Annotated in this window: 22 protein-coding genes; 8 read left to right on the top strand and 14 right to left on the bottom strand. The window is 35.1% G+C overall.

Annotation, left to right across the window (positions count from 1 at the left end):
• Positions 1–8 precede the first annotated feature (8 nt).
• A complete protein-coding gene (locus INT39_RS01060) occupies positions 9–605 on the bottom strand; it encodes a TetR/AcrR family transcriptional regulator (protein ID WP_193015354.1) in 597 nt (198 codons plus the stop codon).
• Positions 606–758: 153 nt separating this feature from the next.
• Here INT39_RS01060 and INT39_RS01055 point away from each other — a divergent pair, with 153 nt between their 5' ends.
• Positions 759–2,261: an MFS transporter gene (locus INT39_RS01055; protein WP_193015353.1), complete on the top strand. Its 1,503-nt coding sequence runs from the start codon at positions 759–761 to the stop codon at positions 2,259–2,261.
• A gap of 3 nt (positions 2,262–2,264) precedes the next feature.
• On the opposite strand, the gene INT39_RS01050 is transcribed toward INT39_RS01055, so the two are convergent.
• The gene (locus INT39_RS01050; RefSeq protein ID WP_193015352.1) at positions 2,265–3,152 is read right to left on the bottom strand and encodes a LysR family transcriptional regulator; all 888 of its coding nucleotides are present in this window, start codon (positions 3,150–3,152) and stop codon (positions 2,265–2,267) included.
• A 76-nt stretch (positions 3,153–3,228) separates the two neighbouring features.
• Positions 3,229–4,191, bottom strand: a complete 963-nt coding sequence (gene accA / locus INT39_RS01045) for an acetyl-CoA carboxylase carboxyl transferase subunit alpha (protein WP_193015351.1) — start codon at positions 4,189–4,191, stop codon at positions 3,229–3,231.
• 301 nt (positions 4,192–4,492) lie between these two features.
• Between accA and ydeE the strand changes: the two genes are divergently transcribed.
• Positions 4,493–5,683, top strand: a complete 1,191-nt coding sequence (gene ydeE / locus INT39_RS01040; protein ID WP_193015350.1) for an efflux MFS transporter YdeE — start codon at positions 4,493–4,495, stop codon at positions 5,681–5,683.
• A 78-nt stretch (positions 5,684–5,761) separates the two neighbouring features.
• On the opposite strand, the gene nifJ is transcribed toward ydeE, so the two are convergent.
• The 3 genes from nifJ to INT39_RS01025 all read right to left on the bottom strand — a co-directional run bounded on the left by nifJ (position 5,762) and on the right by INT39_RS01025 (position 11,019).
• Positions 5,762–9,316, bottom strand: a complete 3,555-nt coding sequence (gene nifJ, locus INT39_RS01035) for a pyruvate:ferredoxin (flavodoxin) oxidoreductase (RefSeq protein WP_193015349.1) — start codon at positions 9,314–9,316, stop codon at positions 5,762–5,764.
• A 188-nt stretch (positions 9,317–9,504) separates the two neighbouring features.
• On the bottom strand, positions 9,505–10,041 hold the full coding sequence (locus tag INT39_RS01030; RefSeq protein ID WP_193015348.1) for a metallophosphoesterase: 537 nt from the start codon (positions 10,039–10,041) through the stop codon (positions 9,505–9,507).
• A gap of 132 nt (positions 10,042–10,173) precedes the next feature.
• Positions 10,174–11,019 carry a helix-turn-helix domain-containing protein gene (locus INT39_RS01025; protein ID WP_193015347.1) on the bottom strand — a complete coding sequence of 282 codons (846 nt, stop codon included), beginning with the start codon at positions 11,017–11,019 and terminating at the stop codon, positions 10,174–10,176.
• 222 nt (positions 11,020–11,241) lie between these two features.
• Between INT39_RS01025 and INT39_RS01020 the strand changes: the two genes are divergently transcribed.
• A complete protein-coding gene (locus INT39_RS01020) occupies positions 11,242–11,799 on the top strand; it encodes a GNAT family N-acetyltransferase (protein WP_193015346.1) in 558 nt (185 codons plus the stop codon).
• A 66-nt stretch (positions 11,800–11,865) separates the two neighbouring features.
• On the opposite strand, the gene INT39_RS01015 is transcribed toward INT39_RS01020, so the two are convergent.
• The 4 genes from INT39_RS01015 to INT39_RS01000 all read right to left on the bottom strand — a co-directional run bounded on the left by INT39_RS01015 (position 11,866) and on the right by INT39_RS01000 (position 15,568).
• Positions 11,866–13,149 carry a cystathionine gamma-synthase family protein gene (locus tag INT39_RS01015; protein WP_193015345.1) on the bottom strand — a complete coding sequence of 428 codons (1,284 nt, stop codon included), beginning with the start codon at positions 13,147–13,149 and terminating at the stop codon, positions 11,866–11,868.
• A gap of 282 nt (positions 13,150–13,431) precedes the next feature.
• On the bottom strand, positions 13,432–14,232 hold the full coding sequence (locus INT39_RS01010) for a MetQ/NlpA family lipoprotein (RefSeq protein ID WP_193015344.1): 801 nt from the start codon (positions 14,230–14,232) through the stop codon (positions 13,432–13,434).
• Between the two features lie 218 nt (positions 14,233–14,450).
• Entirely contained in the window at positions 14,451–14,984 is a 534-nt protein-coding gene (locus tag INT39_RS01005) for a carbapenem self-resistance protein CarG family protein (protein WP_193015343.1), read from the bottom strand.
• Between the two features lie 206 nt (positions 14,985–15,190).
• A complete protein-coding gene (locus INT39_RS01000; protein WP_226894006.1) occupies positions 15,191–15,568 on the bottom strand; it encodes a lysozyme inhibitor LprI family protein in 378 nt (125 codons plus the stop codon).
• 553 nt (positions 15,569–16,121) lie between these two features.
• On the opposite strand from INT39_RS01000, the gene INT39_RS00995 reads away from it, so the two are divergent.
• Positions 16,122–17,210 carry an alpha/beta hydrolase family protein gene (locus tag INT39_RS00995; RefSeq protein WP_193015341.1) on the top strand — a complete coding sequence of 363 codons (1,089 nt, stop codon included), beginning with the start codon at positions 16,122–16,124 and terminating at the stop codon, positions 17,208–17,210.
• A 53-nt stretch (positions 17,211–17,263) separates the two neighbouring features.
• On the opposite strand, the gene INT39_RS00990 is transcribed toward INT39_RS00995, so the two are convergent.
• Complete coding sequence (locus INT39_RS00990) at positions 17,264–18,598, bottom strand: PLP-dependent aminotransferase family protein (protein ID WP_193015466.1); 1,335 nt, start codon at positions 18,596–18,598, stop codon at positions 17,264–17,266.
• Positions 18,599–18,780: 182 nt separating this feature from the next.
• Between INT39_RS00990 and INT39_RS00985 the strand changes: the two genes are divergently transcribed.
• Positions 18,781–19,656 carry a DMT family transporter gene (locus INT39_RS00985; RefSeq protein WP_226894004.1) on the top strand — a complete coding sequence of 292 codons (876 nt, stop codon included), beginning with the start codon at positions 18,781–18,783 and terminating at the stop codon, positions 19,654–19,656.
• 64 nt (positions 19,657–19,720) lie between these two features.
• Here INT39_RS00985 and INT39_RS00980 read toward each other — a convergent pair whose 3' ends face one another.
• Positions 19,721–20,107, bottom strand: coding sequence for a VOC family protein (locus INT39_RS00980; RefSeq protein WP_193015339.1), 387 nt, complete (start codon positions 20,105–20,107; stop codon positions 19,721–19,723).
• 25 nt (positions 20,108–20,132) lie between these two features.
• Positions 20,133–21,233: a D-alanine--D-alanine ligase gene (ddlA, locus tag INT39_RS00975; protein WP_193015338.1), complete on the bottom strand. Its 1,101-nt coding sequence runs from the start codon at positions 21,231–21,233 to the stop codon at positions 20,133–20,135.
• Positions 21,234–21,435: 202 nt separating this feature from the next.
• On the opposite strand from ddlA, the gene INT39_RS00970 reads away from it, so the two are divergent.
• From INT39_RS00970 to INT39_RS00960, 3 genes are all read left to right on the top strand, one after another.
• Entirely contained in the window at positions 21,436–21,861 is a 426-nt protein-coding gene (locus INT39_RS00970) for a MerR family transcriptional regulator (RefSeq protein WP_193015337.1), read from the top strand.
• 138 nt (positions 21,862–21,999) lie between these two features.
• Positions 22,000–23,175, top strand: coding sequence for an MFS transporter (locus tag INT39_RS00965; protein WP_193015336.1), 1,176 nt, complete (start codon positions 22,000–22,002; stop codon positions 23,173–23,175).
• 363 nt (positions 23,176–23,538) lie between these two features.
• Positions 23,539–25,287, top strand: coding sequence for an ABC-F family ATP-binding cassette domain-containing protein (locus tag INT39_RS00960; RefSeq protein WP_193015335.1), 1,749 nt, complete (start codon positions 23,539–23,541; stop codon positions 25,285–25,287).
• Between the two features lie 59 nt (positions 25,288–25,346).
• Here the strand turns inward: INT39_RS00960 and yqfB are convergent, their stop codons facing one another.
• Positions 25,347–25,667 (bottom strand): N(4)-acetylcytidine aminohydrolase, encoded by a 321-nt coding sequence (gene yqfB / locus INT39_RS00955; protein WP_193015334.1) that lies wholly within the window; start codon positions 25,665–25,667, stop codon positions 25,347–25,349.
• Between the last annotated feature and the right edge of the window lie 302 nt (positions 25,668–25,969).

Below are 25,969 nucleotides of genomic sequence, written 5' to 3'. Positions count from 1 at the left end.
ATTTATATTTATTTAAGTAATTGAGTAAATTGTTGATACAACATCTCACCTAATGTTTTTTCGGTATATTCTTTGCTGTATCCTAAATTATCAACAGCGGCATGCATGCCGTGGTAAATCAATGTGCTGGTTAATTCAAGTTGTGTCACCTGCCACGTTTTATTTTCAGTACCTGCAATTAATAGTGATTGTATTTGTTGTAATGCCCTATTCTCATGAATATTATTGCTTTGGTGAAAAACTTGATGAAAAAGCATATCGTGCAATTTTTGTTTCTCAACATAGGCAATAACACTGATCTCACACCACTGTTTTAATTTCTCACGATAATCTTGCTGTGAGCAAGCACTCATTGCGTTTTCTATTTTACTCAAATACCAATCCATATAACGTGTTCTTAGCGCATCAAGAACATCCGTTTTGGCAGAGAAGTAATGATAATAGGTTCCTTTTGCCACACCTGCTTTTTTGACAATATCGCTAACCGTTGTTGCATCAAAACCTTTATCTAGAAACAACGTTTCTGCCGCATTCATTAACTCTTCTAACCGAACCTCTGCGGGCTTTGTTCTTGGTTTATCTGTAATTTGTTCTTCTGATGACATTGCTTATCTCCCTCAAAGTCGCTTGTCAAGAGTACTCTATATTAAAGCGAGCCACAATGATGATAAATGAAACTCATTATCAATAATCATTGACCGACGGTCGGTCGAGTATTATTATGCCTCTATGACTTCATCATTAAGGCAATAAAACTTATGACTTATTTAAAACGATTGTCACTTATCTGTGCTATTTGTTTAGGCACATTTATGGCAACTCTCGATATTAGTATTGTGAATGTGGCGCTACCAACGATTCAAAATGATATTCATGCTGATATGGCAACGTTACAATGGATTGTTGATGCTTATGCACTCTGTTTATCTGCTTGTATTTTGTCATCTGGTCCATTAAGTGACCGTTTTGGTCGAAAAAAAGTATGGTTATGGGGTGTGATTATTTTCACCTTAGGGTCTGTAATCTGTGCTATTGCACAACAACATGAAATATTGATCCTTGGTCGTGTTATTCAAGGTGTTGCAGCTGCTGCACTTATTCCTGGCGCATTATCGCTAATCACTCATGCTTTTCCTATTGATATTGAACGAGTCCGCATTATTGGAATTTGGTCTTCAGTCAGTGCCTTATCATTAATTATTGGCCCTATTTTAGGGGGGATTTTAGTCCATACGAGTGGTTGGGCAAGTATATTTCTTATTAATATTCCTATTGGCATAATCACGGTATTACTTGGCTGGTATGGATTAAGTGAAAGTGCTGATCCTGACAATGTGGCGTTAGATCCTTTTGGTCAATTAACCAGTATGCTGGGATTGGGGTTACTCACCTATGGATTAATTGAGGCGGGCTCTGTAGGTTGGTCTCATTATCGAACGCTATCGACATTAATTACGGGCATTATCTTCCTTGCGTTATTTTTGGTGATAGAGAAACGTGTTGAACGACCGTTATTACCACTGACACTATTTAAAGATCGTGCTTTTTTTCAATATAACCTTTCTTCTTTCACGTTAGGGTTTGCTACTTATAGTAATGTATTTTTCATTGCCTTTTTTCTACAAAAAGCACAAGGCTGGAGTGCATTAGAAACCGGTTGGAGAATGGCACCTGAGTTTATTGCAATGGCCCTATTTTCAATGTCTTTTGGACGTTTATCTGCTTATTTTTCAGTAAGAAAACTGATGATTTGTGGTTTCTTATTTATCGCTATTTCTTCTTGTTTATTAGCAACATTGGCAACAAATAGCCACTATGGAATAACGGGAAGTTACTTGTTTGTGTTAGGGGCAGGAATGGGATTGGCGACACCTGCAATTGGTGCATTAGTGATGAAAAGTGTATCACCCTCTCGCTCGGGCATGGCATCTGCCACCATGAATGCATTAAGACAAACGGGAATGACAATGGGAATTGCCTTATTAGGCACATTAATGGTGCAACAAGCCATTCACTATATGGTTATTCAAAGTCAGATATTAGGAATATCTGTAAACTATGTCGATATTGTAAGTTTAGTGACTGAAAATATGAGTAATAATTTGGAAGCAGAATTTGTTACCTTATTGCCAGAAGCGTTTAATTCGGGTTTTGCTTATGCAATTGCAATTGCGGGGATCTCATGTTTTGTGACTTTATTTATTGTGCTCTTTCCTTTTAAAGTAAAACACAATGCACTTTCACAACAAATAATGGATTGATTGTTATAAACGTTGAGATAGAAACTCAAGAAAATGCTCAATATTACGAGAAAGCGTACTACGGCTTGCATATATTGCGATTAAATTAATGGTTGCGGGTTGTTGAGGAAACTCAATTGCCCGCAATTTTCCTGCCTTAATTGCATCAAGACAACCGTGTTCAGCCAAAATCGCAAATCCTAATCCTTTCAATACCGCTGATTTTGCCAATATCGCACTATTGACACGATAGTGACTGTGAATTGTTATTTTTATTGGTTTTTTGTGTTCATCAATAAATATCCATGGTTGCCCTTCCAATGCACTTAAGCTAGAGATACAAGGCATTTGACTCAATTGCTCAATATGGGTCGGTATACCTGTTTTTTCTAATAATTCATTAGAAGCTACAACAATACTTCGCCACGATTTAATCAAGCGTGAATGGTAGCTACTGTCTGTCAAATGTCCACGATGAAATGTGAGTAGCAGATCAATATCATCATCAATGATATTTCTTGGCATTAATTGGGTATCACACTGAATGAGCAAATTAGGATGAAGTGCAGAAAAATCGGCTAAAATATCAGCAAGTAACTCACTACCATATTCACTTGGAATGGTTAAACGAAATGTTCCTGTTAATGGGCCATTACTGGTGATATTACTGACTATATTATCTAATTCATTTAAAGTTTTTTTGCCTTGTTGATAGAGTATTTTACCTTGCTCAGTAAGACGCATTTTTCGTGTCGTTCTATCAATTAGCTTACAACTCAGTTGCTGTTCAAGTTGTTTAATTGCGCGGCTAATATTAGAGGTTGGCATGGATAATAGACGAGCGGCAGCGGCAAATTGCCCTTGCTCTGCAACAGCAGAAAAAACACGTAATAAATTAAGATCAATTTGCATAAAATAATCACTGCCTAGGGGTTCTATGACTCAATATAGGCAGTGTAGCATTCATTTACTTTTCGCTTGTGATTAATTAACAGTAACCGTAAGACATGAGCTTTTGATAACGTATATCTAAAAGTACTTCGGTGGAATAACTTTTTAATAAGGTTAAATCTGTTAATAATTGCTGTTTAAGAAACTCTGCAGCTTGTTGATAATCACGATGTGCGCCACCTAAAGGCTCAGGAATAATGCTATCAATAATTCCTAATGATTGTAATTTAGGCGCTGTCATTCCCATGGTTTCTGCCGCTATTGGTGCTTTATCTGCACTTTTCCATAAAATAGACGCACATCCTTCGGGAGAAATAGCAGCATAAGTGCTGTATTGCAACATATTAACTTTATCACCGACACCAATTGCCAATGCACCACCAGAAAACCCTTCCCCAGTAATTGTACAAATAATAGGGGTTTTTAATCGTGACATTTCAAGAATATTACGGGCGATAGCTTCAGCTTGTCCTCGTTCTTCTGCGCCAATGCCGGGGTAAGCGCCTGCCGAATCAATAAAAATAATTACGGGCAAATGAAAACGCTCAGCCATTTTCATTAAACGTAAAGATTTACGATAGCCTTCCGGAGATGGCATACCAAAATTACGGCGTATTTTCTCTTTTGTATCACGCCCTTTTTGTTGCCCAATCACCATAACCGGCATTTTATCTAAACGAGCTAAACCTGCAACAATGGCTTTATCATCGGCGTAAGCCCTATCACCCGCTAATTCCTGAAAATCAGTAAATATCGCCTTAATATAATCAAGTGTATAAGGTCGCATTGGATGACGAGCAAGTTGCACAATATCCCAAGCACCTAAATCAGTAAAAATAGATTTTGTCAGCGAAAGACTTTTTTGCCTTAAACGTGCAATTTCTTCATCTAAATTAATGCCCGTTGGTTCATCTTGGGATTGTTTAAAGGTGAGTAATGCATCTATTTTTTCGTCTAACTCAACAATGGGTTTTTCAAATTCAAGATGAATAACAGACATAATAGCCTCAGATTTAGTGCAATAAATAAAAAAGTCATCTGTGCAGTTTAGAAAAAATAGGCATGTGATAATAGAGAGAGATCTGATAAACACTATTATCAAAAATGGGATAATAAGAATATAGAGTAAAATGAGTTATAAAAAACCACGCTCAAAAAGAGCTTTTTATTAATTTTCGAGCTATACAGTGATAACTAAGTCATGTATTAATACACAGTGCGATATCACTTTTTTCTCACCCGTGAAGAATCGTAATATTTAAAAAAAACCATAAAATACAAATAATTAAAATAAAGATAATATGCTCTCGAAAAAAACACGCTCAACAACTGCACTGCTATTTTCATCACTTCTTCTGACGATAGGAAGAGGTGCAACATTACCTTTTATGGCAATCTATTTATCACGGGAGTATCAATTACCTGTTGATGATATTGGTATTGCTATGTCCATAGCATTAACAACGGGTATTTTTTTCAGTCTTGGTTTTGGAATGCTCGCAGATAAATTTGAAAAAAAACGCTATATGCTGTTGTCTATAGTCATGTTTATTTTGGGATTTACAGCAATACCGTTAGTTCACAGCACTGTTTTAGTGGTGATCTTTTTCTCTGTGATTAATTGTTCTTATTTGGTGTTTTCAACCGTATTAAAAGCCTATTTTTCTGAAACACTATCAATTTCAGCAAAACCAAAAATATTTTCATTAAATTATACTTTTATTAATATGGGGTGGACGGTTGGCCCACCTATTGGCACATTATTATTAATGTATGGAACACAATTGCCCTTCTGGCTTGCGGCGATCTCTGCCAGTATTCCGCTTTTTATGATCCAATTATTTGTTCAGCGCTCAAAAGCTATCAATACGGGTGAAGAAAATAGCGTAAAGTGGGATCCCAAAATAATGCTAAAAGACCGAGCATTAAGTTGGTTTGTACTCTCAACTTTTTTTGGTACCTTAACGTTTGGTTCTTTTGCTTCCTGTATTTCACAATATATTTTAGTCGTTTATGATGCAAAATTAGCCGAGTCTGTTATTGGCGTAGTATTACCCGTAAATGCGGCTATTGTCGTCTCTTTACAATATATTGTGGGAAAACATGTTACTGCTGAAAGATTGCGTAAATTAATGACTTTGGGTACGCTGTTTTTTATGACAGGCTTATTGGGCTTTATGTTCGCAGGTGATAACTTGATTTTTTGGGCATTAGCAATTGCAGTCTTTACATTCGGTGAATTAATTTATGCGCCGGGTGAGTATATGATGATTGATAACATTGCGCCGTTAGGAATGAAAGCGAGTTATTTTTCAGCACAATCACTGGGTTGGTTAGGTGCAGCGCTTAATCCATTAGCCAGTGGTTATATTTTAACGTCGCTCCCACCTGTTTCATTATTTGCTATTTTAATGGTTGTATCAGCACTAGCTTGGTTTTGTATGATCCAAGGAATGAATGCAAGTAGAAAAAGAGGCGTTATGCTGTCATAAAAATGATTGCATACCCAAAAAGAAAAGACACCTTAATGGGTGTCTTTTTTTATGGTAAGTAGATAAGAATATGATGATTTATTCCACTTCTGCCTTTGTGGTTTTTTCTGCTAATAGATTAAGTAAGGCATATTTTTTCTCAATATTGCGCTGAGCTTGATTTGCCAATGTCATCGCTTTGTCTGGATAAATTTTAAATAAACGACTAAAGCGTTGTTCTTTATTTAATACCGCAGAAATTGATTGGTTAGGCGCTCTAGAATCTAATATTAGGGGATTTTTCCCCTCTTGTTCACGGCGAGGATCAAACCGATATAAAGGCCAGAAGCCAGATGCCGTTAATTGCTTCATTTGTTCATAACTCAAGGCCAAATCATAACCATGTTCTTCGCAAGGACTATAAGCAATAATCAGCGAAGGTCCTTGATAAGATTGTGCCTCTTGAATGGCTTTAATGGTTTGATTCATCTGAGCACCAATGGCAATTTGTGCCACATAGATATTGCCATACATCATCATTGTGACGCCTAAATCTTTGCGCGCTTTACTTTTACCCTCTTCACCAAATTTAGTGATGGCACCCATTGGAGTTGCTTTAGATTGTTGCCCCCCCGTATTGGAATAACATTGGGTATCTAATACCAATACATTAACGTTTTCACCACTGCTTAATACGTGATCTAGCCCGCCAAAACCAATATCATAAGCCCAACCATCACCTCCCACCATCCATACTGATTTCTGCATTAAATAGTGAGCATCATTAAGTAATTCTTTGGCGAGTGGATCACTACTATGGCCTAATAATGTTGATAGTGTATTAATCGCACTACGTTTATCTTGATTTGAATTATTAGTATTCGTCAATATTTGATAAAGCGAGGCCGGTATTTCTGTTGCAAATCGATTTAATAAACGTTCAACACGTTTTTTATGTTGATCTAAAGTGAGACGAAAACCTAAGCCAAATTCGGCATTATCTTCAAATAAAGAGTTAGCCCAAGCAGGGCCTCTACCTTCTCTATTTGTAGTATAAGGTGTCGTTGGAAGATTCCCGCCATAAATAGATGAGCAACCTGTCGCATTTGCAATTAATAGTTCATCGCCATAAAGCTGGGTCAATAATTTGATATAAGCAGTTTCCCCGCATCCAGAACATGCGCCTGAATATTCAAATAATGGTGTGATTAATTGTGAAGTTCTGATATCAATTTTTTCTAATTCGGAGGGATGTAAATCAGGTAATTGATTAAAGAAAGCAAAATTTTGTTTTTCTTGTTCTAATACACTCAATTTTTCAACCATATTAATGGCTCTAATACTTGGATCTTGTCTATCTTTTGCTGGGCAAACTTCATAACATAGGTTGCAGCCGGTGCAATCCTCTGGTGCAACTTGCAGTACATACTCTAACCCTCTCATTTCACGTGATTTTACAGGTAATTTTTCGAGTGTTATGGGGGCATTTTCTAATTGTTCGGATTTGGCCACTTTAGCGCGAATAGCCGCATGAGGGCATGCTGCAACGCAATAGTTACATTGTGTACATAATGACGGTTTCCAAACCGGAATGAATTCCGCGATATTTCGTTTTTCCCATTGCGTAGTCCCAGTTGGCCAAGTGCCATCCGGAGGGAAAGCCGAAACTGGTAAACTATCACCTAATCCCGCCATCATCATTGCAGTGACGGTTTTGACAAAATCAGGGGCATTATCAGCCACAATAGGCGATTTATAAGGGCTTTCAGCTAAAACTGTTCCTATAGGAACGCGCGCTAATGCGGATAAGGTTTGTGATATTGCCATTAAATTCGCGTTGACTAATGCATCACCTTTGCTTTGATAACTTTTAATAATAGTCTTATGCAGATAATCGTTTATTTCTTCTGCTGGGAAAAGAGCGGTTAAATGGAAAAATGCCGTTTGCATAATGGTATTAATACGTGCACCTAATTGACATTCGCGTGCAATTTTATATGCATTAATCACATATACACGTGCTTCTTTTTCAATCAGTAATGCTTGTACTTCTTGGGGTAATTTAGCCCAAACCGTTTGTGCTGAATAGGGTGTATTTAAAAGTAAAATACCGCCCAGTTTTAATTTTTCAACAACTTGATATTTATCGATAAATTGCCATTGATGACAACCAATAAAATCAGCTTGTTTAATAAGGTATGTTGAATTTATCGGCTCTTGGCTGACTCTTAAATGCGAAACGGTTAATCCCCCTGCTTTTTTAGAGTCATAAACAAAATAACCTTGTGCATATAACGGCGTATTATTACCGATAATATTGATATTATTTTTAGTTGCTGAGACAGATCCGTCGCTGCCTAATCCATAAAATAATGCGCTAAGTTGATGTCGAACGGGTAATTGGGCATCAACGGGCAGTAGTGATAAATGTGTTACATCATCATAAATACCAACAGTGAAGCGACGTTTGGGGCTAGGCTGCTGTAATTCTCTCAATACCGCCATCACACAATCAGGATCAAATTCTTTTGAGGACAACCCATAACGACCAGAAATAGTCAGCGGTAATGTTTCACGCTCCCCTTGATGATAGGCTTCGGCTAATGCAGTAATAACATCAAGATAAAGCGGCTCTGCTTGTGCGCCAGGCTCTTTTGTTCTATCAAGTACAGCAATAGATTCAACCGAGTTTGGAATTGCATCAAGAAAATGGCGTGCTGAGAATGGCCGATAAAGATGCACACAAAGTAAGCCGAGTTTTTCACCTTGTGCATTGAGTATATCAATCACTTCTTTACAAGGGCCTGCGGCTGATCCCATCAAAACAATAATACGTGTTGCTCGAGAGTGCCCATAGTATTCAAATGGTTGATAAGTCCGCCCAGTGACTTTTCCAAATAAACTCATAGCCTCTTCAACATGCTGATAACCACTGTTATACCAAGAATTTGATGCTTCTCTTGCTTGAAAATAAGTGTCTGGGTTAGCTGATGTGCCTCTGATTACGGGCGATTCTGGTGATAACGCACGCTGGCGATGTGCTTCAATGGATTGATATGGAATAAGCTGTTTTAGCTCATCATCAGAAATAGAAATAATTTTGTTCATTTCATGTGATGTTCTAAACCCATCAAAAAAATGAACAAAAGGGATTCGACTATTGAGCGTTGCCATTTGTGCAATCACAGCAAAATCTTGTGCTTCTTGTACACTATTGGCACAAAGTAGCGCACACCCCGTTTGCCGTATTGCCATGACATCTGAGTGATCGCCAAAAATAGACAGCGCGTGCGTTGCCACAGTACGTGCTGCAACGTGTAATACAAAAGGTGTTAACTCGCCAGCTATTTTATAAAGCGAGGGGATCATCAGTAATAATCCCTGAGATGATGTAAAGGTGGTTGCTAGCGCCCCTGTTTGTAATGCGCCATGAACGGTGGCTATCGCCCCACCTTCTGATTGCATTTCCATTAATCGAGGAACATCTCCCCAAAGATTGGGTTGATGGTTGACTGCCCATCGGTCAGCATATTCAGCCATTGTTGAGCTGGGTGTAATAGGATAAATAGCAATGACTTCATTTAAGCGATAAGCCATAGACGCAACGGCTTGGTTAGCATCTGTTGTGATATTTTGACGCGGATCATTACTCACAATAATTACCTTTGTTGTTGATCTTTTTTCTTATGCTTTTGAAATTAGCAGAAATTAATCACAAAGAATTATCGTATTTGTGTTTCGCTCATTGTTTATTCGCCAATTAAATGACTTTGGTCAACACTGGCGAATAAATAAAATTGTTATTTAACAATGCATTAAATAACAACAATATCTTAATCAGATTATTTGGATGTTATTTTTAGTATGGTTTCAATGCTTATGGGGAAAAAGTCATTCACATCAACGCCGACATTAATTGCATTTTTTCCTAAAACATCTAAACGTTTACGTTGTGAAGGATCTTTTTGTGAATTATGAACATGCCCATATAAATGAATAGAATCACGGAAAAAACCGGCCCATTCCAATATAGGATAATGAAACATCACAATTTTTCGTTTTTTATAATCCAACTCAAAATAATCTTTTACCCATTCAAATGCAGATATATCAAATTCCGGATCGTCCAGAAATTTGTCGTGATTTCCACGGATAAGGTACTTTTTACCTTTTAATCGACGCAAAATTTGATTGGCATCTTGTCCTGTTCCTCGATACAGAAAATCACCTAAAATATAGATTTCGTCATTATCAGAGACGTAAGCGTTCCAATTATGAATTAAAGTATCATTCATATGGCTAACACTGTTAAATGGGCGATCACAAAGATTGAGGATATTTGAATGGCAAAAATGTGTATCAGAAGTAAAATAAATCATAGTAAATTCTTAATAAGTAATAAAAGTCTCAACCTTAAGAAAATATTTTCCCTCGGTCTGTATAGTGATATTTTTTCAAAATAACTTCCTCCTTTGGTTAATAATTCAGCAATAAGTACAATATCATCTGTCTTATTGTCGTTGATGTTGTTTACGGTAACCTGATAAAGAATACCCCGTTTCTCTTTTAAAATATCGGCATAAATAAGAAGGATCATCAAAGTGAAGTTTTACTGATAACTCATTTACCGAAAGCGAAGTGTGCATTAATAATGCTTTTATTTCAAGAGTAACCTGACGATTAATCAAGGTCTTAGGGGCATCATTAAAGAATTGCTTTGTAATTTGCGATAAATAAAACGGTGTAATATTAAGCTGACTTGCATAAAAAGCCACCTCCCTATGCTCTAAACAATGTTTTCCTATCAACTCCCAAAACTGCCAGCAAAGTGTTTCTTTACGACTGAATTCTTTTTTAGCGATAGAAAAATGTGCAGGTATTGATTCAGTAATAGCAAAAAAGAGATTCTGTAAGTGGTTTTTTAACATTAATTTTCTGTGTTCAGAATAATGGCTATCAATATGTTTTAGCTGTTGAATCCATCTATTTAAGGCTTCATAGTGTTCTTTTTGTGGGGGGCAAACAGGATTTTCATGGAGAAAAGCAAATAAAGTATTAGAAAGAGAATACGCAATTTCTGATGCAAAAGGCTTATCTAAAAAGCAATAAAATAGACGAAAATCTGCTGATTTTTGACTCAATATCGTTATCATATCATCGCCCAAAATAAGGATATCATTCATTTTAATTGCTTGTTTTTTAAAACCAATATTGATTATGGCATTCCCTTCTAAGCAAATCATAACCACAATATAGGAAAGTGATAAAGGATAACCTATTTCATTCGCCATCGTACTTTCACCCATAATGGCATGTTGAGATGAAGCATTAAGTTGTGACAGTACTTGACTTAGCATAAATCAATTAACCTCTTTTAATTTTTATGAAGCCCGTTTGCTGTTTTTATATTTGACGATATTGAACTTAATAACAAGCATTTCCTCTTATTTGGTTTTCAAAAGTACCGACTTTACCTCTTTTATGACATTCGGTTTTTTATTTTTTTTCTTTAGAATACACACATCTTAAAGACGTAAGATAAATTGTAAAATATTTAAAAATAAAGAGAAGTCATTGAAATGAAAACATTAAAAACAGAAAGACTGATATTACGCCCATGGAAGCTTTCTGATGCATCAAGTTTGTATCAGTATGCAAAAGATGAACGAGTTGGCCCAATTGCAGGTTGGCCAATACACAAGAGTGTTGAAGAAAGTACCGAAATTATTCGTACTATATTTATGCGTGACGAAGTTTATGCCGTTACATTAATCAATGATGATCAGGCTATTGGCTTGATTGGATTATCTTTCGCAAATGAGAGTAATTTCCCGATTGGAGATAATGATGCTGAAGTCTCTTATTGGATTGGTGTTCCATTCTGGGGTAAAGGTTTAATACCAGAGGCTGTAAAAGAGATCTGTCGGCATAGCTTTGAAACACTAGAATTAGATAATTTATGGTGTGGTTATTTCGCTGATAATGAAAAATCACAAAAAGCACAAGAAAAATGTGGATTTAAATTCCATCACGTTATTGAAGAACAATACGCAGAGTTTTTAGATGCAGTGAAAGTTGAAAATATTTGTCGTTTAACAAAAGCGGAATGGATTGAAATTCAAAAACAAACACAATAAAAATAAAAACACCAGATGCTTGGGTGCTATCTGGTGTTTTTCAATATTGATTAAAATAGCGATTAATTAAGCGTTCGCTAACGCTTGAGATAAATCAGCAATTAAATCTTGTGGATTTTCTATACCAATAGATAAACGGATCGTGGTGTCTTGAATACCAATATTATGTCGTAATGCGATAGGTACACCAGAATGCGTTGTCGAACCAGGATGACACGCTAATGATTCTGTTCCACCCAGACTTACTGCAAGCTTGAAAATTTTCATTGTGTTAAGAAAACGGAAAGCTTCACTTTCTCCGCCAACAATATCAAAAGAGAATGTTGAACCTGCGCCAGTACATTGTTTGGCAAAGACTTGGCCTTCAGATGACGCTTTATCCGCAAAAGGTAAGTAATAGATTGATTTTACTTTTTCATGGTCACGCAGAAATTGTGCAACTAATAACGCATTCTGATTGGCTTTTTCCATTCTAATTTGCAATGTTTCTAATGAACGCCCTAACATCCAGCAAGAATGAGGATCAAGTTGTGTTCCTATTGCTCCTCTTAATAACCGAATTTGATTAATAAGCTCACGAGAGCCCATTGCCGCACCAGCCACTAGATCTGAATGACCACCCACATATTTAGTTAAAGAGTAGACCGAAATATCAGCCCCATGTTCTATTGGGTGTTGATAAACAGGGCCTAATAATGTGTTATCACAAACAATAATTGGGCGATATCCTTGAGCTAACTCTAATTGGTCAGCCACTATTTTTAATGCGGCAATATCGACTAATGAATTGGTGGGATTTGCGGGTGTTTCTGCAAAAATAACAGCTACACGCCCTTTCTCACTTGCTTTTTTTGCCTGAGATTGAATCAGTTCAAGGTTTAATCCATCAGTAAATGGTGTGGCTTGAATTCCAAATTTAGCGAGTGTTTTTGCAATTAACGTTTCAGTTCCACCATAAAGAGGCTGTGAGTGTAAAATAACATCGCCAGGTTGAGTTAACGCCATCAATGTCGTTGTAATTGCGGACATACCTGATGAAAATAAAACACAGGATTGCGTGTTTTCATAAACGGCTAATCTGTCTTCAACAATTTCACTATTAGGTTGATTAAAACGAGAATAAACCAGACCCGCTTTTTCACCTTCAGGTAATGGTTTTCTACCACTGACTGTATCAAAGAAAGCTTTACCTTCTTCAGCACTTTTAAAAATAAAGGTAGAGGTTAAAAATACAGGAGGTTTTACTGATCCTTCGGAAAGTAATGGATCATATCCGTAACTCATCATAAGTGTTTCTGGTGAGAGTTTATGTTCGCCGATATATTGTTTTTTCAGTTGAGAGTCAGCCATTTTTTTATTTCTTCTGTTTAATGGAGGATTCAGTATCATACTGAAAAAAATTCATGTTGTTAGAATGTTTTATATAAAATAAAAACTAGCAGTTATATAAACATAATGTGTTTATGAATAAGAATAATGTTTAATAAAGGATTGTATTCATTGAGCAATATTTAACCTAGGATATTGTTCTCAATAAACGCAGATTATTCTGGTCAAAAATAAGAAAATGGACAGCGAGAAAACGTAAAGATAAAAGGATTAAATGTCTCTTTTATCTTTACGTGAAGAAATTTACCACGCTTTGACTGCATCACCTTTGTAGGTTTCTTTAAATTTCAACTCAATTTGTCTTGAGTGAAGAACAGAAATAAGTTTTTTTATATTTTCATCATTTTTGTTATCTTCACGTGTCACGATAACATTAGCATAAGGGGAATTTTTATTTTCTAGGATCAATCCGTCACGTGTTGCAATTAGTCCAATTTGAGAAGAAAAGTTGTTGTTAATAATGGCTATTGTCACAGTGGGATCATTTAATGCATCGATCAGCTTGGGCGTATCCATTTCAATAAAAGTGATTTCTTTTGGATTAGAGCGAATATCATCTAATGTGGGGGTAAAACCGACATTATCATTGAGTGTGATAAGTTGGTTTTCTGCTAGTAGTAAAAGTGCTCGCCCTTTCATACTGGCTTCATTTGAAATTGCGACGACAGAACCTGATTGTAGCTCATTTATATCGCTGATTTTTTTTGAGTATGCTGCTAAAGGGAAGATAAAGGTTTTACTCGCAATATGAAAATTATAATTATGCTCTTTCATTTGAGCTTGAAGATAAGGAATTGATTGAAATACATTCGCATCAACGTCTTTATTATTTAATGCTTTATTAGGAAGTACATAATCATTAAACGCAATAACTTCGACATCAAGTCCTTCAGTTAACTTCGCTAAGCGAATAACTTCATCCCAAATCACCTGATCAGGCCCTGTATTAATTGCCACTTTTACTTTATGCGTATCTTCTTGTGAGCAAGAGACGGTAAATAGTGATATTGAGGCTAGAAGTAAACCTGTAATAATTTCCTTCATATCTCCCTCTTAAACCGACCTAGATAAAAACAGCACCATTAATATCATTTTGATTAAGAAATATCCTAACAATAGATTAATAACAAGGAACCAGAAATGATACAAGTACTCAATGCATATAAAGGAAGAAATATTCTTTATATCTTCACAATTTATTGTTTTATAAAATAAAAAAACGATACATCATAATATGATGTATTTGTTAATAACTTGTCGATTTATTCATTAATAATTTTATTTATACAAGCATCCGAATACGCATCTTCAACGCTTAGGTAAGATAATTCAGTGACACAATAAGTGTTAAACTGCCATTTAAATTGAATTTCATCCCCCTTTTTCTTTTCTGAAATATCATAACTAGAAAAACGAATAGGAGTGGGTTTTTGTAAGTTATTTCCTACTTTCTCAGCACTTAATAACACAACACGATCTTTTTTCTCAATAAATTTGAAATCAGAAATGGTGATATCTGTACCTTTAATCTTATTGTTGTAAAGACTCCAGGTGTTAGCGTATATGGATGGGACAATATAAACCTTTTGATCACTCCCTTTGATATAAACAGTAACCATATCAACGGATGATAAGTCATTTAATGGACGCCGAGATTTAACCACAACATCAGGAACACCATCACCATCAAAATCGATAAGATTTACTCCATATTCGAGTCTAATATTTGCTGATGTTGACGAAAATGGTAATGATACAAAAAGTAATCCTAGCCCAAGTTTTAATATCTTATTCATTGTATTCACTTCTTTTTTTGCCTATTACTTGCGCATCAGACTACTTTGTAGCAATGATTAGTCAAGGCATTTTATGTTTCAAAATAATACAAAAGTTACAATTATCTCATTCATAAAATATTCTCATACCAATAACTATACTTATTCGACTATTATAAAAAGAATGATGTTTCATGTTGATTTTCTTTTAAGGTTTAATTTTTTATTTAATATAAAGCAATGTAGTTTTTAAGATCACTAATTCTTTCTTTTGTTTTATCTTTTAGACAACTGCTATATACCATTGGCGCCAAACTTCCACCTTGGTAATAGTCTGCCTCATACTGGCAAGAGAGATCTCTGAAATTAACCCAAACTAACTGTGCTTGTTTTAATTGTTCTTTTCTATTGCCATCTAATTTTGTGTAATACTGCTCGTAGATATGGCTAAGTTCTTCATCTTTCTCTTGAAAATCTTGATATACACATTGATTAATTTCGGTTTGCGTTGCCGCATTTCGGCAATCAAAGTTGTCTGCTTGTAAATGTATAGACCAAAATAATATACCACCAGAGATTGCACTTAATAGGATAAGTTTTTTCATCACACCGTCCATTTTTTGATTGAAAATATCGCTAAAGATATTGATCCCATTCCTTTAATATTTCATTTAGAAGATAAAAATAAAGTAAATTCTTTATCATTTTAGCAATATTTCTTATATGACAATTACATGAAGACAGCACAAAAGCACTCTATTTAAGACACTCCAATTTAGAGAGTTATGGTTAATTTAGCGTAATTATACTGATATTTTGTTTAGAGAAAATAGCTATTTAATATAAATTTTAAAAAATGATAACTCAATATCTTTTTTCTTTAACAAAAAGTGTCATTTAAAAAAATATTAAATGAAATTATAACTTATTTTCTATTATTATATTTTTGTTGTATTTAGTCTTTATTATCAAATTATCTAATCAGTTTAGGTTTAACACGTTACTCCTCTTACCAGTTTGTATTTAAGCATCTTTTAATTATACATACATAAATAATTAGACTAATCAGTCTAATTAATGCATATTATATAATTAGTACCAAAAATATTTTATTCAAAGTGCTCATGAGGTTATTACAAAGAGTGGATCTTTCAAGCTATGAAAAAATGTTTCAAATCAATTTGGTTTTATTTAGGGGTTATCGTACTTATTTTCATCATTATGATGAGCGGTGGTCAATATTCTGATTTTGAATTAGATAATCATGGATCAGTGATAATACCCGTTAATTTTGTTTCTAAGACTGACACTCTATCTGGAACTTTAATCTTACCCATCGATAACAAAATAAAAGCAATTGCTATTTTTGTTCATGGTGATGGCGCTCAAGATCGTTTTTCTAATAGTGGTTATTTGCCATTAATTAACAGCTTAATTGATGCTGGTGTTGGTGTTTACACATGGGATAAAGCAGGTGTAGGTGAAAGCCAGGGAAATTGGTTACTTCAATCTATGCAAGATAGAGCGGATGAGGCACAAATTGCGCTACAACTGATACAAAATAAATTTGCTAATACTCATATTAAAGTCGGTTTTTTCGGGTTTTCGCAAGCTGGATGGGTTATTCCTATTGCGGCTTCATACTCTAAACCTGACTTTTCCGTTATTATTGGTGGTGCAGTTAACTGGCGTGATCAAGGTGCTTATTATTATCAAACTCGTTTAAAAGCCAGCCATATCGATGATGTCGAAATTAATCAAAAAGTTGTAGAACAACTGCAACAAAATGATCGTGTATTTGGTATTAATGGTAGCCACGATATTACAGCTCAAGGAGATATGTCTGATGATCGCTTTCATTTTGTTATTCAAAACTATTTGAGTGATTCATCTCCAAATTTACCTAATATGAAAGGTCGAGTTCTTGCGATGTTTGGTGAGTTAGATCTTAATGTTGATGCGCCTAAAAATGCCTGTTTATATAAAAAATTATTAGGTGTTAATGCAGATAAAACGGTTGCCTTATTTCCTAATGCCTCACATGGATTATTAAAAGCACCACTCTTTAATTACCAATTGGAAAATCAATGGCCATGGTGGAAACAACTGCTTTTTATTTACCAAGGTCGAGAGAGTTATGCTCCTAATACTTTACGTATATTAACATCATGGATAACTGAAGACGCCTCCATATCCACCGAGTACATTAATTTTAACTGCGAAGATATCAATATTTTATCAAAATAAAAGTCGCGAACACCTAAACAGAAATAGTGGTTTAGGTGTTCGAATGTCGATAATTATAAATCAATATGATATTCAATGACGTTTCTTATTTTTATTAAGGCATCACGTAGTAAATCAATTTCAATCGATGCTAATGCAATACGAATAGCGTGGGGAATATAAGGTGTTGTTGCATACGGTTCAGCGGTTGCAACAGATATTTGCAATTGATGTAATGACGTCACAATTTTATCTGCCCTAACCTCTTCAGGCAGAGGTATCCATAAAAAATAAGACATGGGATGACGAATTGAGGTTATTCCTTCAAATACCTCGCTGACTATTTTTTGTCTCTTTTTTGCATCTTTACGTAATAAACACTCTAATTTCTCAACGACACCTTCTTTTATCCATTGGCAGACAATCGATGTCATTAATGCTGGCGTATTCCAAGTAGTCACTCTAATAGCTCGTTCTAGAGCAGAAATAGTATCTGTGGGTGCAACAATAAAACCAACTCTTAGCCCTGAAGCAACATTTTTAGAAAAGCCAGAAATATAGAAAGTAATATCTGGAGCTAACGTGATAATAGGTGGCGGTGTATTTTGAGCTAAGAAGGCATAAGTAGCATCTTCAATGATAAAAAAAGAATACTTTCTTGCCAAAGCAATTAACTGCTGTCGTTGTTTTAATGTTAATACCCATCCCATTGGATTATGCAGTGTGGGAATACAATAAAATGCACGTATTGCCCTTTTTTTACATAATTCTTCCAGTTTGTCTAAGTCTGTTCCTAATGGTGTAATAGGAATAGGCAATATTTCCAAATGATGAGCAAGAGCAGCTAATTTAAAACCAGGATAACTTAGCGCATCACTAGCAACAACGTCTCCTGGTTTTAATAAACCAAGAAGTGTAATAGCAATGCCTTGTTGTGCTCCATTGGTAATAATAATATTTTCAGGATTAACGCTTATCTGTTTATTTTTTAGGTATTGGCCGATAATCACTTTATCATACAATTTACCACCATGAGGCTGATAGCGTAGCAAAGATTCAATTTCACCTGAGGTTGATAATCTTTTTAACTCTGATCGTAATAATTCAGCCTGAATAGGCAATGATGGGTAATTAAAGTTAAGATCTAACATATCCGAGGCGGCAGGGTTTTCTATTCCATAATTACTTGGTAATGAGAATTCACGAACAAAGGTTCCTCTTCCTGTTTCACCGATAATTAAACCCATATTTTCTAGCTCAGCATAAACACGACTTGCTGTTGCTAATGACATTTTATGCTCTGTGGCTAAACGTCGGTGTGTTGGCAACCGCATGCCAGGCAATAGTTTTCCTATCCGTATTTCATGCGCCAATTTATCCACTAAAGATTTATAACGAGGCTGAACCATAGAAATTGTATCCATGACAATTATTTGATTGTCATGATTGTGTTCCATAAGATGAAGTTCAGCAAGTTACATCGTCGATACACATTTTTTATACCAATAAAATTTCATATTTTTGTTGCTATAGTAAAAATGTAATTAGTTGTTTTAAATAAAAATTAACCATACTAAATATGGAATATCGTATGCAACAAGTGCAACAAAAAGAGCGAAATAATGGCTGGATAAATGGGTTTATTGGTATGTTAATTTTTAGTGGTTCGTTACCTGCCACAAAAGCCGCTGTATTAGGCTTTGAGCCTTTATTTTTAACCGCAGCAAGAGCAAGTATTGCGGGCCTATTATCACTATTAATGTTGCTGTTATATAAAGAGAAATTACCCACATTTAAACAATGGATATCGTTAACCATTGTATCATTAGGTGTTGTCGTGGGCTTTCCTCTATTAACGGCCATTGCATTGCAAGAAATAACATCAGCACACTCTCTAGTGTTTCTTGCCCTATTGCCATTATCTACTGCCATTTTTGCAGTAATACGGGGTGGTGAAAAACCGCGTCCTATTTTTTGGTTATTCTCTATTCTAGGTAGCTTATTCGTTATGGGATATGCGCTTTCTCAAGGAGGCGCATCGTCGATCAGCGCAGATCTATTAATGATAGCATCCGTAATTGTTTGCGGTTTAGGTTATGCAGAAGGTGCAACATTAACTAAAGCCTTAGGAGGATGGCAGGTAATTTGTTGGGCATTAATCGTGTCATTGCCGCCGATGCTTATTCTTAGTTTTATTCTTATGCCTGAACAATTAACGATAATTAGCACATCAGCGTGGGTTGGTTTAGGTTATGTTTCAATTTTTAGTATGTTGATTGGTTTTATATTTTGGTACAAAGGATTATCACAAGGGGGGATTGCTGCTGTGGGACAACTTCAGTTATTGCAGCCATTCTTTGGACTAGCACTCGCCGCAGTATTACTTCATGAATCTGTTAATTTACTGATGTTGCTTGTCACGATTGGTGTTATTTTTTGTGTTGCTGGCTCAAGAAAATATGCCTAATTAAAATCAAACATTTAAAGCTAAAGAACACGCTAAATAACCATATAACCATATTTAGCGTGTTTTACTCTTCAATTAAATTGGCAACTTCGAGCAAATTATTATCAGGATCACGCAAATAAACAGACATAATAGCACCAGTTGCTCCCGTTCTAGGAACAGGCCCTTCTTCTATTTTTATACCCTGTTGATTTAAATGCTCAATAATCTCTGATAACGGCGTTTGTGTTAGAAAACACAAATCAGCTGAACCTGCGGTTGGTTTTGCCGCTTTGGGAAGAAACTCTTTTCCCACTTGATGAAGATTTATTTTTTGAAAACCAAAAGTGAGAGCTTTGCGCCCTTCTTTAAACGTAATCACGTTAAAGCCTAATACACGGTGATAAAAATCACAGGTTATCTGAATATCAGCAACAGTTAATACCAGATGGTCAAGGTGTGTAATTTTCATCAGGCCCTCACTTTTTATATATTAATTAAAGCTCACACTTTGTTTTTAAAATGGCCGTCTTTTTATGGTGATCGAGTGCCAACTCAATTAATTTAGTAATTAATGATTGATAGCCTAAACCTGCACTTTGCCATAATTTTGGATACATGCTGATATTGGTAAAACCAGGTAGTGTATTTATTTCATTAATCACAACACGGTTATCTTGTGTTAAAAATACATCAACACGAGCCATACCTAAGCAATTAAGAACACGATACGCTTTTAATGCCACTTGGCGAATATGTAAGCTAGTGTCTTCATTCATTTCTGCAGGAACAACGACTTTAGCACCATCATCATCAATATATTTTGTGTTATAGGCATAGAACGCATCATTTAATACGATTTCACCACAAGGACTCACTTCGGGAGCCTCATTTCCTAAAACTGCGCATTCTATTTCACGACCTACAATCGCACTTTCAACAATTACTTTAAGGTCGTATTCAAAGGCCATTGCTAATGCCGCATTAAACTCTTCTTCATTATTAACTTTGCTAATTCCTACAGAAGAACCTAGGTTTGCAGGTTTAATAAATAAAGGAAGCCCTAATTGACGAACCATTTCATTATAAGGAATATCATTAATTTGGTGCGCCATAATGGTAATAAACGGAGCAACAGCTAATCCTGCGCCATCAAGAAGGCGTTTAGTAATATCTTTATCCATACAAGCCGCTGAACTCATGATATTTGGGCCAACATAAGGCATATCAATCATGTGTAATAAGCCTTGCAATGTACCATCTTCACCATATGCACCATGGACAATTGGGAATACAACATCAATTTGAGGCAGTGCTTGACCATCTTCAAGAGAAATAAATTGATTTTTTATACTACCCGGAATAATAGCAACTGCTCTTAAAGGTTTGCTTAATGAGATGGTTTTAGGATTATCGCTATTGAGTAGGTAGTCAGATTCTGAGTATTCATGCCACTGACCTTGTTCATTAATACCGATTAAGCAAAGGTCGAATTTCGTTCGATCTAATTCATTAATAATATTTTTTGCTGATTGTAATGAAACTTGATGTTCTGTGGATTTACCACCAAAAATAATAGCGACTCTTAATTTACTCATTTTCTAACCTTTTATAGGACAGCTATAGCGAATAGGTAGCAATATATCATGATAAAAACCCCCAATGTAGGGTGATAGTTCTTATCTGTGAAAAATTACGATAAAATGATGAAATTCTATGATTTAGAGTGCTAAAACATCACTCTTTAACGATATAACGCCTCAATAACGATAACAATTCTATTAGGTAAAGGTAGAGAGCATGACTGATGTAAAGCAACCGATTGAAATGGATATTACCGAGGTTGTAAAAGCAACGGGTATCGCCTCTTCAGCGATTCGTTATTATGAAAAAAAAGGACTTATTAATTCGATCGGGCGTAAAGGGCTTAAGCGTGTCTATCACCGAGATATTCTAACTCGCCTAGCTTTAATTACTTTAGCGCAAGAAGCGCAGTTTTCTCTAGATGAAATAGCACAACTTAGCGCCAACCAAAGAATACCGACAATAGATAGAAATATTGTTTATCTAAAAATTGAAGAGATTGATAATAAAATCAATGAACTTAAACGTCTTAAAAAAGGATTAGAACATATTCAAGTATGTCCCGAAGAGAATCACTTTCAATGCAGTCATTTCCAAAAGATCTTAGCCTTAAGCCTGAAAAAAAGAACGAGTAAAAAATAACAACCATCTCACTTTCTTCGTAATTCATCAGAATATCAATTAGCTAGATAATTTTTATTTCTCTATTGACTTAAAGTTAACTTCAAGTTGTAAGATGCGTATCTCTTTAATCTAGTTATCGCATCAGTGGAGATCTCTATGCCTAAATCAGTATGGTGGTTGGCATTTTCTTTAGCTCTTTTCACAACAGGAAATGCATTAGTGCTTTCTGTTGCTGTTCTTGTTGGTGAACAATTGGCCAAAGATCCAATTTATTCAACGGTTCCTTTATTAAGCCAATATATTGGAATAATTTCAGCCACTATTCCAATGGCTCACTTTATGCTGAAATACTCACGTAAAGCAGGTTTTATTATTGGTAATATAGGTGGACTAATTGGAGCATTATTATCTATTGCAGGTATCTATTATCATAATTTAGTGCTGTTTTCTTTTGGTACTTATTTTACAGGAATTGCCATTGGTACAGCACAACAATATCGTTTTGCTGCACTTGAAGAAACACCTACCAATATGCATGCAAAAGCTATTGGTTTAGTCATGAGTGGCGGTATCGTCGCTGCTATTATCGGACCCACTTTAGCCGTTGCAACACGACAATTTTTTACAGATTATCCGTTTATTGGGCCATTTATGGCACTAAGTGTTATTTATATATTAGCTTTTGGATTACTGTTAAAAATCCCACTGAAAAAGAGTGTAAAAACAAAAACCTCATTTGAGGAAAAACCAAGAAGTTATCATCAATTATATAGCCAGCCATTATTGTTTTTAGTGACTATTGTTAGCGCATTGGGCTATGGGATTGTCGTGTACATGGTTGGTGCCATTCCGCTTTCTATGAAACAAAATGGTTTTGAATTTGCCACAATTGCTTTTGTGTTCCAATGTCATATTTTAGGTATGTTTGCACCCTCTTTTATTACGGGGCAACTTATACATCGGTTTGGAATTAAAATCTTCTTTTTCACTGCGATACTATTATTAATCATTGCATTAAGTATTAATTTACAAGGTAACAGTTTTTATCATTATCTTATTAGTTTTATTTTAATCGGTATCTCATGGAATTTTAATTTAATTAGCTCCACAAATTTATTGTCTAAAACTTATTTATCTCATGAACGCGCAAAAGTACAAGGTACAAATGATTTCTTAATTTTCCTTCTAGGAGGATTAGGCAGTATCACTGGGGGAATTGCTTTTTATTTAATCGGTTGGCAAAACACCAATATTGTTGGTATTGCCATTGCAATAGGTATTTTATTCGTTGCTCTTAAAATGCGAAAATATTTATCCATTACTGCTCAATAATACCCCAATAAGAAAATAAGTATTTTTACTCATCTCTACTTTATCATCTTAAGCCCGCTTAAATAGCGGGTTTTCACACGAAAAGCCACGGTTTACTTATCGCTGAGATTGCAAGAGAGAAAGCTATACTGATAGAATCACGCTACCGATTAATATTTTGACTTAAAAAAAGGAGGCTAATTATGCTGTTGTGTGATCTTATTGAATACTCACACTTCTTTGGTAATCGCCACTGCTCAGGCTTTCACAGTACTTTACTGCGTTAACCTGCCTGAGCGACGTTAACAATTACCTCTCCTCAGCTTACAGGGTTATCGCTTGATATTACCCAAGGTGTTTTTACGCCTAAAGAACGAGTAAGCTATGAGCACATTATTATCTACACAAAATCTGTCTTTCCATAATAACCACGGTTTATTATTAAACGATATTTCTTTAGCACTCATTAAAGGCGAGAAAATTGGTTTAATTGGTTATAACGGTTGCGGTAAAAGTACATTATTAAAACTTTTATCACATCAACTAGCACCAAGTGAAGGTGTTATTTCCATTGCTAACCAAACAGTGATGGCTTATATAGAACAGCATCTACCCGCTGAGTTATCGTCAATGACATTAATGAATGCGGTTCTTCATAAACTTCCTGCAGGTTCAAGATTATCTGAAGGTTGGCGAGCTGAATTATTGCTAAGTGAAATGGGGTTTAAGCTACACGAAAAAGACTTGCTTGTTTCGCAATTAAGTGGAGGTCAACATACTCGCTTATTATTAGCAAGAGCGTTAATTATTGAACCAGATTTATTGTTATTAGATGAACCGAGTAATCACCTCGATTTACCAACTATTTTATGGTTAGAAACGTTTCTTAAACAATGGCGTGGTAGTTTTATTCTCGTGTCACATGATAATACGTTATTAGACAATGTGACAAATTGTACGTGGATCATTCGTGATAAAGCGTTATCTATCTTTCGCTTACCCTGCTCTCAAGCTAGAGTTGCACAAGAAGAGCAAGATATGAGTGCACAACATCGTCGTGATGCACAACAAAAAGAGATTGATAGAATAGCCCAAAGTGCGAAGCAACTCGCAGCATGGGGTCATGTTTATGACAATGAAAGTTTATCTCGTAAAGCAAAACAGATGGAAAAACATATTGTTCGCTTAAAAGATGAACAAACCGAGATTACCGCTGGAAATCAATGGAGATTGCAATTTTCTGGCACAACATTGCGTGCTGATAGACTTTGTGAACTCAATCAACTGTCTGTTATTCCAGCAGAAAATGCCCCTGTTTTATATACAGTCGAGACTCAGCGTATTAAAAGTGGTGATCGGGTGGCAATAATTGGCGCTAATGGAACAGGAAAGTCATCATTATTAAAAATGATTTGGTCACTTAGCTCGGTTGAAACAAATAAACAAAGTGAAATAAGGTTACATCCTCGCGTTGAACTGGGATATTACGATCAAAAAATTGCTCAATTAATTGATAGTAATTCACTTTCTGATGCATTAAAACCCTTTGCCCTATTAACGGATGAACAACGAAAAATGGCACTGATTAGTGCTGGCTTTGTTTATATACGTCATGGGCAAAAAGTAAGCACGTTAAGTGGTGGTGAACGTGCTCGTTTGCTATTTGTGGGTCTTAGTTTGGCTAAATATTCATTGTTAATGCTGGATGAACCCACTAACCATATAGATATGGACGGCAAAAAAGCATTGTCTGAACAAATTAGTCAATTCCCTGGTGGTGTTTTATTAGTTAGCCATGATAGAGAATTGATCGAAAGTAGCTGTAATCGTTTTTGGTATATTCATAATGGTGTTTTAACAGAACATTATGATATTGAAACTATTTATCAGCTTATTTCAAAAGAAGAAATACCAAACTCGCAGATAATGGATGAAAAATCTGATTTACAGAATATTTCATCAGCCCCATTAGTTTCACATCATGACGATGATGAAAAACTGTTTAAGCTAATCGAATTAGAAGAGAAGTTAAAGGCTGATTTAGCACGTAAAACTAACCATCAAAAACCTGCTTTGCAGGCTCAATGGAAATTAGAAATTAACAATCTAAAACAATCACTTAAGTTGATTTAAAACAGATAAGATTTTGTTTAAGTAAAAAGGATCACAGTGTGATCCTTTTTTATTTATTCTTATTTTACCAACTGATATTCAATAAGATATAAAGATTGCGTTGTTGGATAAATATCTTTAATTAATGCCTTTAATACGGGAAGTGTCATACCTTCTTGTTGTGCATGATACTCATTAATCTCGTCATACTTTAAGGGCGATACAGCGATAATTTTTAATTTTCCATAGTAAGTGCGGTGCTCATTGGCAAATAATTCAACCACACTGCCCGGTTTATAATGACTTTCATTTTCATCTCGAATGGTAATGACTTTTTTTTCTTCGAGAATTGAAGGTATTAAGCGCTCAAAAAAAGTGATTTCTGTAGGATTAGATGACATTATATTGCTCTTGAATATATTGATAACTTGCTGATTATATTATCATGTATTCTCTCTTTTTTATTTATTTTTATCATATTGAAAGTACATAAATTCACTAAACTAAAAAGTATTTTAAAGAGTATAGCGTGAAATTAACGCGGTAATAGGTTTAATGTCTTGCTGATTTTTTTATAAAAACATTATGTAATAATCTCATTAACTATTAAATTATAAATCAATGTAAATATAGTTTATATAAACTATTACATTATTTATTGCCATAAATTAATAATGTTTATTTTGAAAAATAATTTAGATGA

The organism is Pseudomonas sp. FME51 (assembly GCF_014897305.1).
This window is presented reverse-complemented; position numbering and strand designations above follow the sequence as displayed.

Coding starts and splice junctions, on each gene's coding strand:
- accA (WP_193015351.1), bottom strand. CDS start 4,191: ATGTCTGTTATTCATCTTGAATTTGAAAAACCCATTGTTGAGTTAGAC.
- INT39_RS01025 (WP_193015347.1), bottom strand. CDS start 11,019: ATGCTAAGTCAAGTACTGTCACAACTTAATGCTTCATCTCAACATGCC.
- INT39_RS01055 (WP_193015353.1), top strand. CDS start 759: ATGACTTATTTAAAACGATTGTCACTTATCTGTGCTATTTGTTTAGGC.
- INT39_RS01050 (WP_193015352.1), bottom strand. CDS start 3,152: ATGCAAATTGATCTTAATTTATTACGTGTTTTTTCTGCTGTTGCAGAG.
- INT39_RS00985 (WP_226894004.1), top strand. CDS start 18,781: ATGCAACAAGTGCAACAAAAAGAGCGAAATAATGGCTGGATAAATGGG.
- INT39_RS01000 (WP_226894006.1), bottom strand. CDS start 15,568: ATGAAAAAACTTATCCTATTAAGTGCAATCTCTGGTGGTATATTATTT.
- yqfB (WP_193015334.1), bottom strand. CDS start 25,667: ATGTCATCTAATCCTACAGAAATCACTTTTTTTGAGCGCTTAATACCT.
- INT39_RS01015 (WP_193015345.1), bottom strand. CDS start 13,149: ATGGCTGACTCTCAACTGAAAAAACAATATATCGGCGAACATAAACTC.
- ddlA (WP_193015338.1), bottom strand. CDS start 21,233: ATGAGTAAATTAAGAGTCGCTATTATTTTTGGTGGTAAATCCACAGAA.
- INT39_RS01060 (WP_193015354.1), bottom strand. CDS start 605: ATGTCATCAGAAGAACAAATTACAGATAAACCAAGAACAAAGCCCGCA.
- INT39_RS01020 (WP_193015346.1), top strand. CDS start 11,242: ATGAAAACATTAAAAACAGAAAGACTGATATTACGCCCATGGAAGCTT.
- INT39_RS00990 (WP_193015466.1), bottom strand. CDS start 18,598: ATGGTTCAGCCTCGTTATAAATCTTTAGTGGATAAATTGGCGCATGAA.
- INT39_RS00980 (WP_193015339.1), bottom strand. CDS start 20,107: ATGAAAATTACACACCTTGACCATCTGGTATTAACTGTTGCTGATATT.
- INT39_RS00970 (WP_193015337.1), top strand. CDS start 21,436: ATGACTGATGTAAAGCAACCGATTGAAATGGATATTACCGAGGTTGTA.
- INT39_RS01010 (WP_193015344.1), bottom strand. CDS start 14,232: ATGAAGGAAATTATTACAGGTTTACTTCTAGCCTCAATATCACTATTT.
- ydeE (WP_193015350.1), top strand. CDS start 4,493: ATGCTCTCGAAAAAAACACGCTCAACAACTGCACTGCTATTTTCATCA.
- INT39_RS00965 (WP_193015336.1), top strand. CDS start 22,000: ATGCCTAAATCAGTATGGTGGTTGGCATTTTCTTTAGCTCTTTTCACA.
- INT39_RS00995 (WP_193015341.1), top strand. CDS start 16,122: ATGAAAAAATGTTTCAAATCAATTTGGTTTTATTTAGGGGTTATCGTA.
- INT39_RS01030 (WP_193015348.1), bottom strand. CDS start 10,041: ATGATTTATTTTACTTCTGATACACATTTTTGCCATTCAAATATCCTC.
- INT39_RS00960 (WP_193015335.1), top strand. CDS start 23,539: ATGAGCACATTATTATCTACACAAAATCTGTCTTTCCATAATAACCAC.
- INT39_RS01005 (WP_193015343.1), bottom strand. CDS start 14,984: ATGAATAAGATATTAAAACTTGGGCTAGGATTACTTTTTGTATCATTA.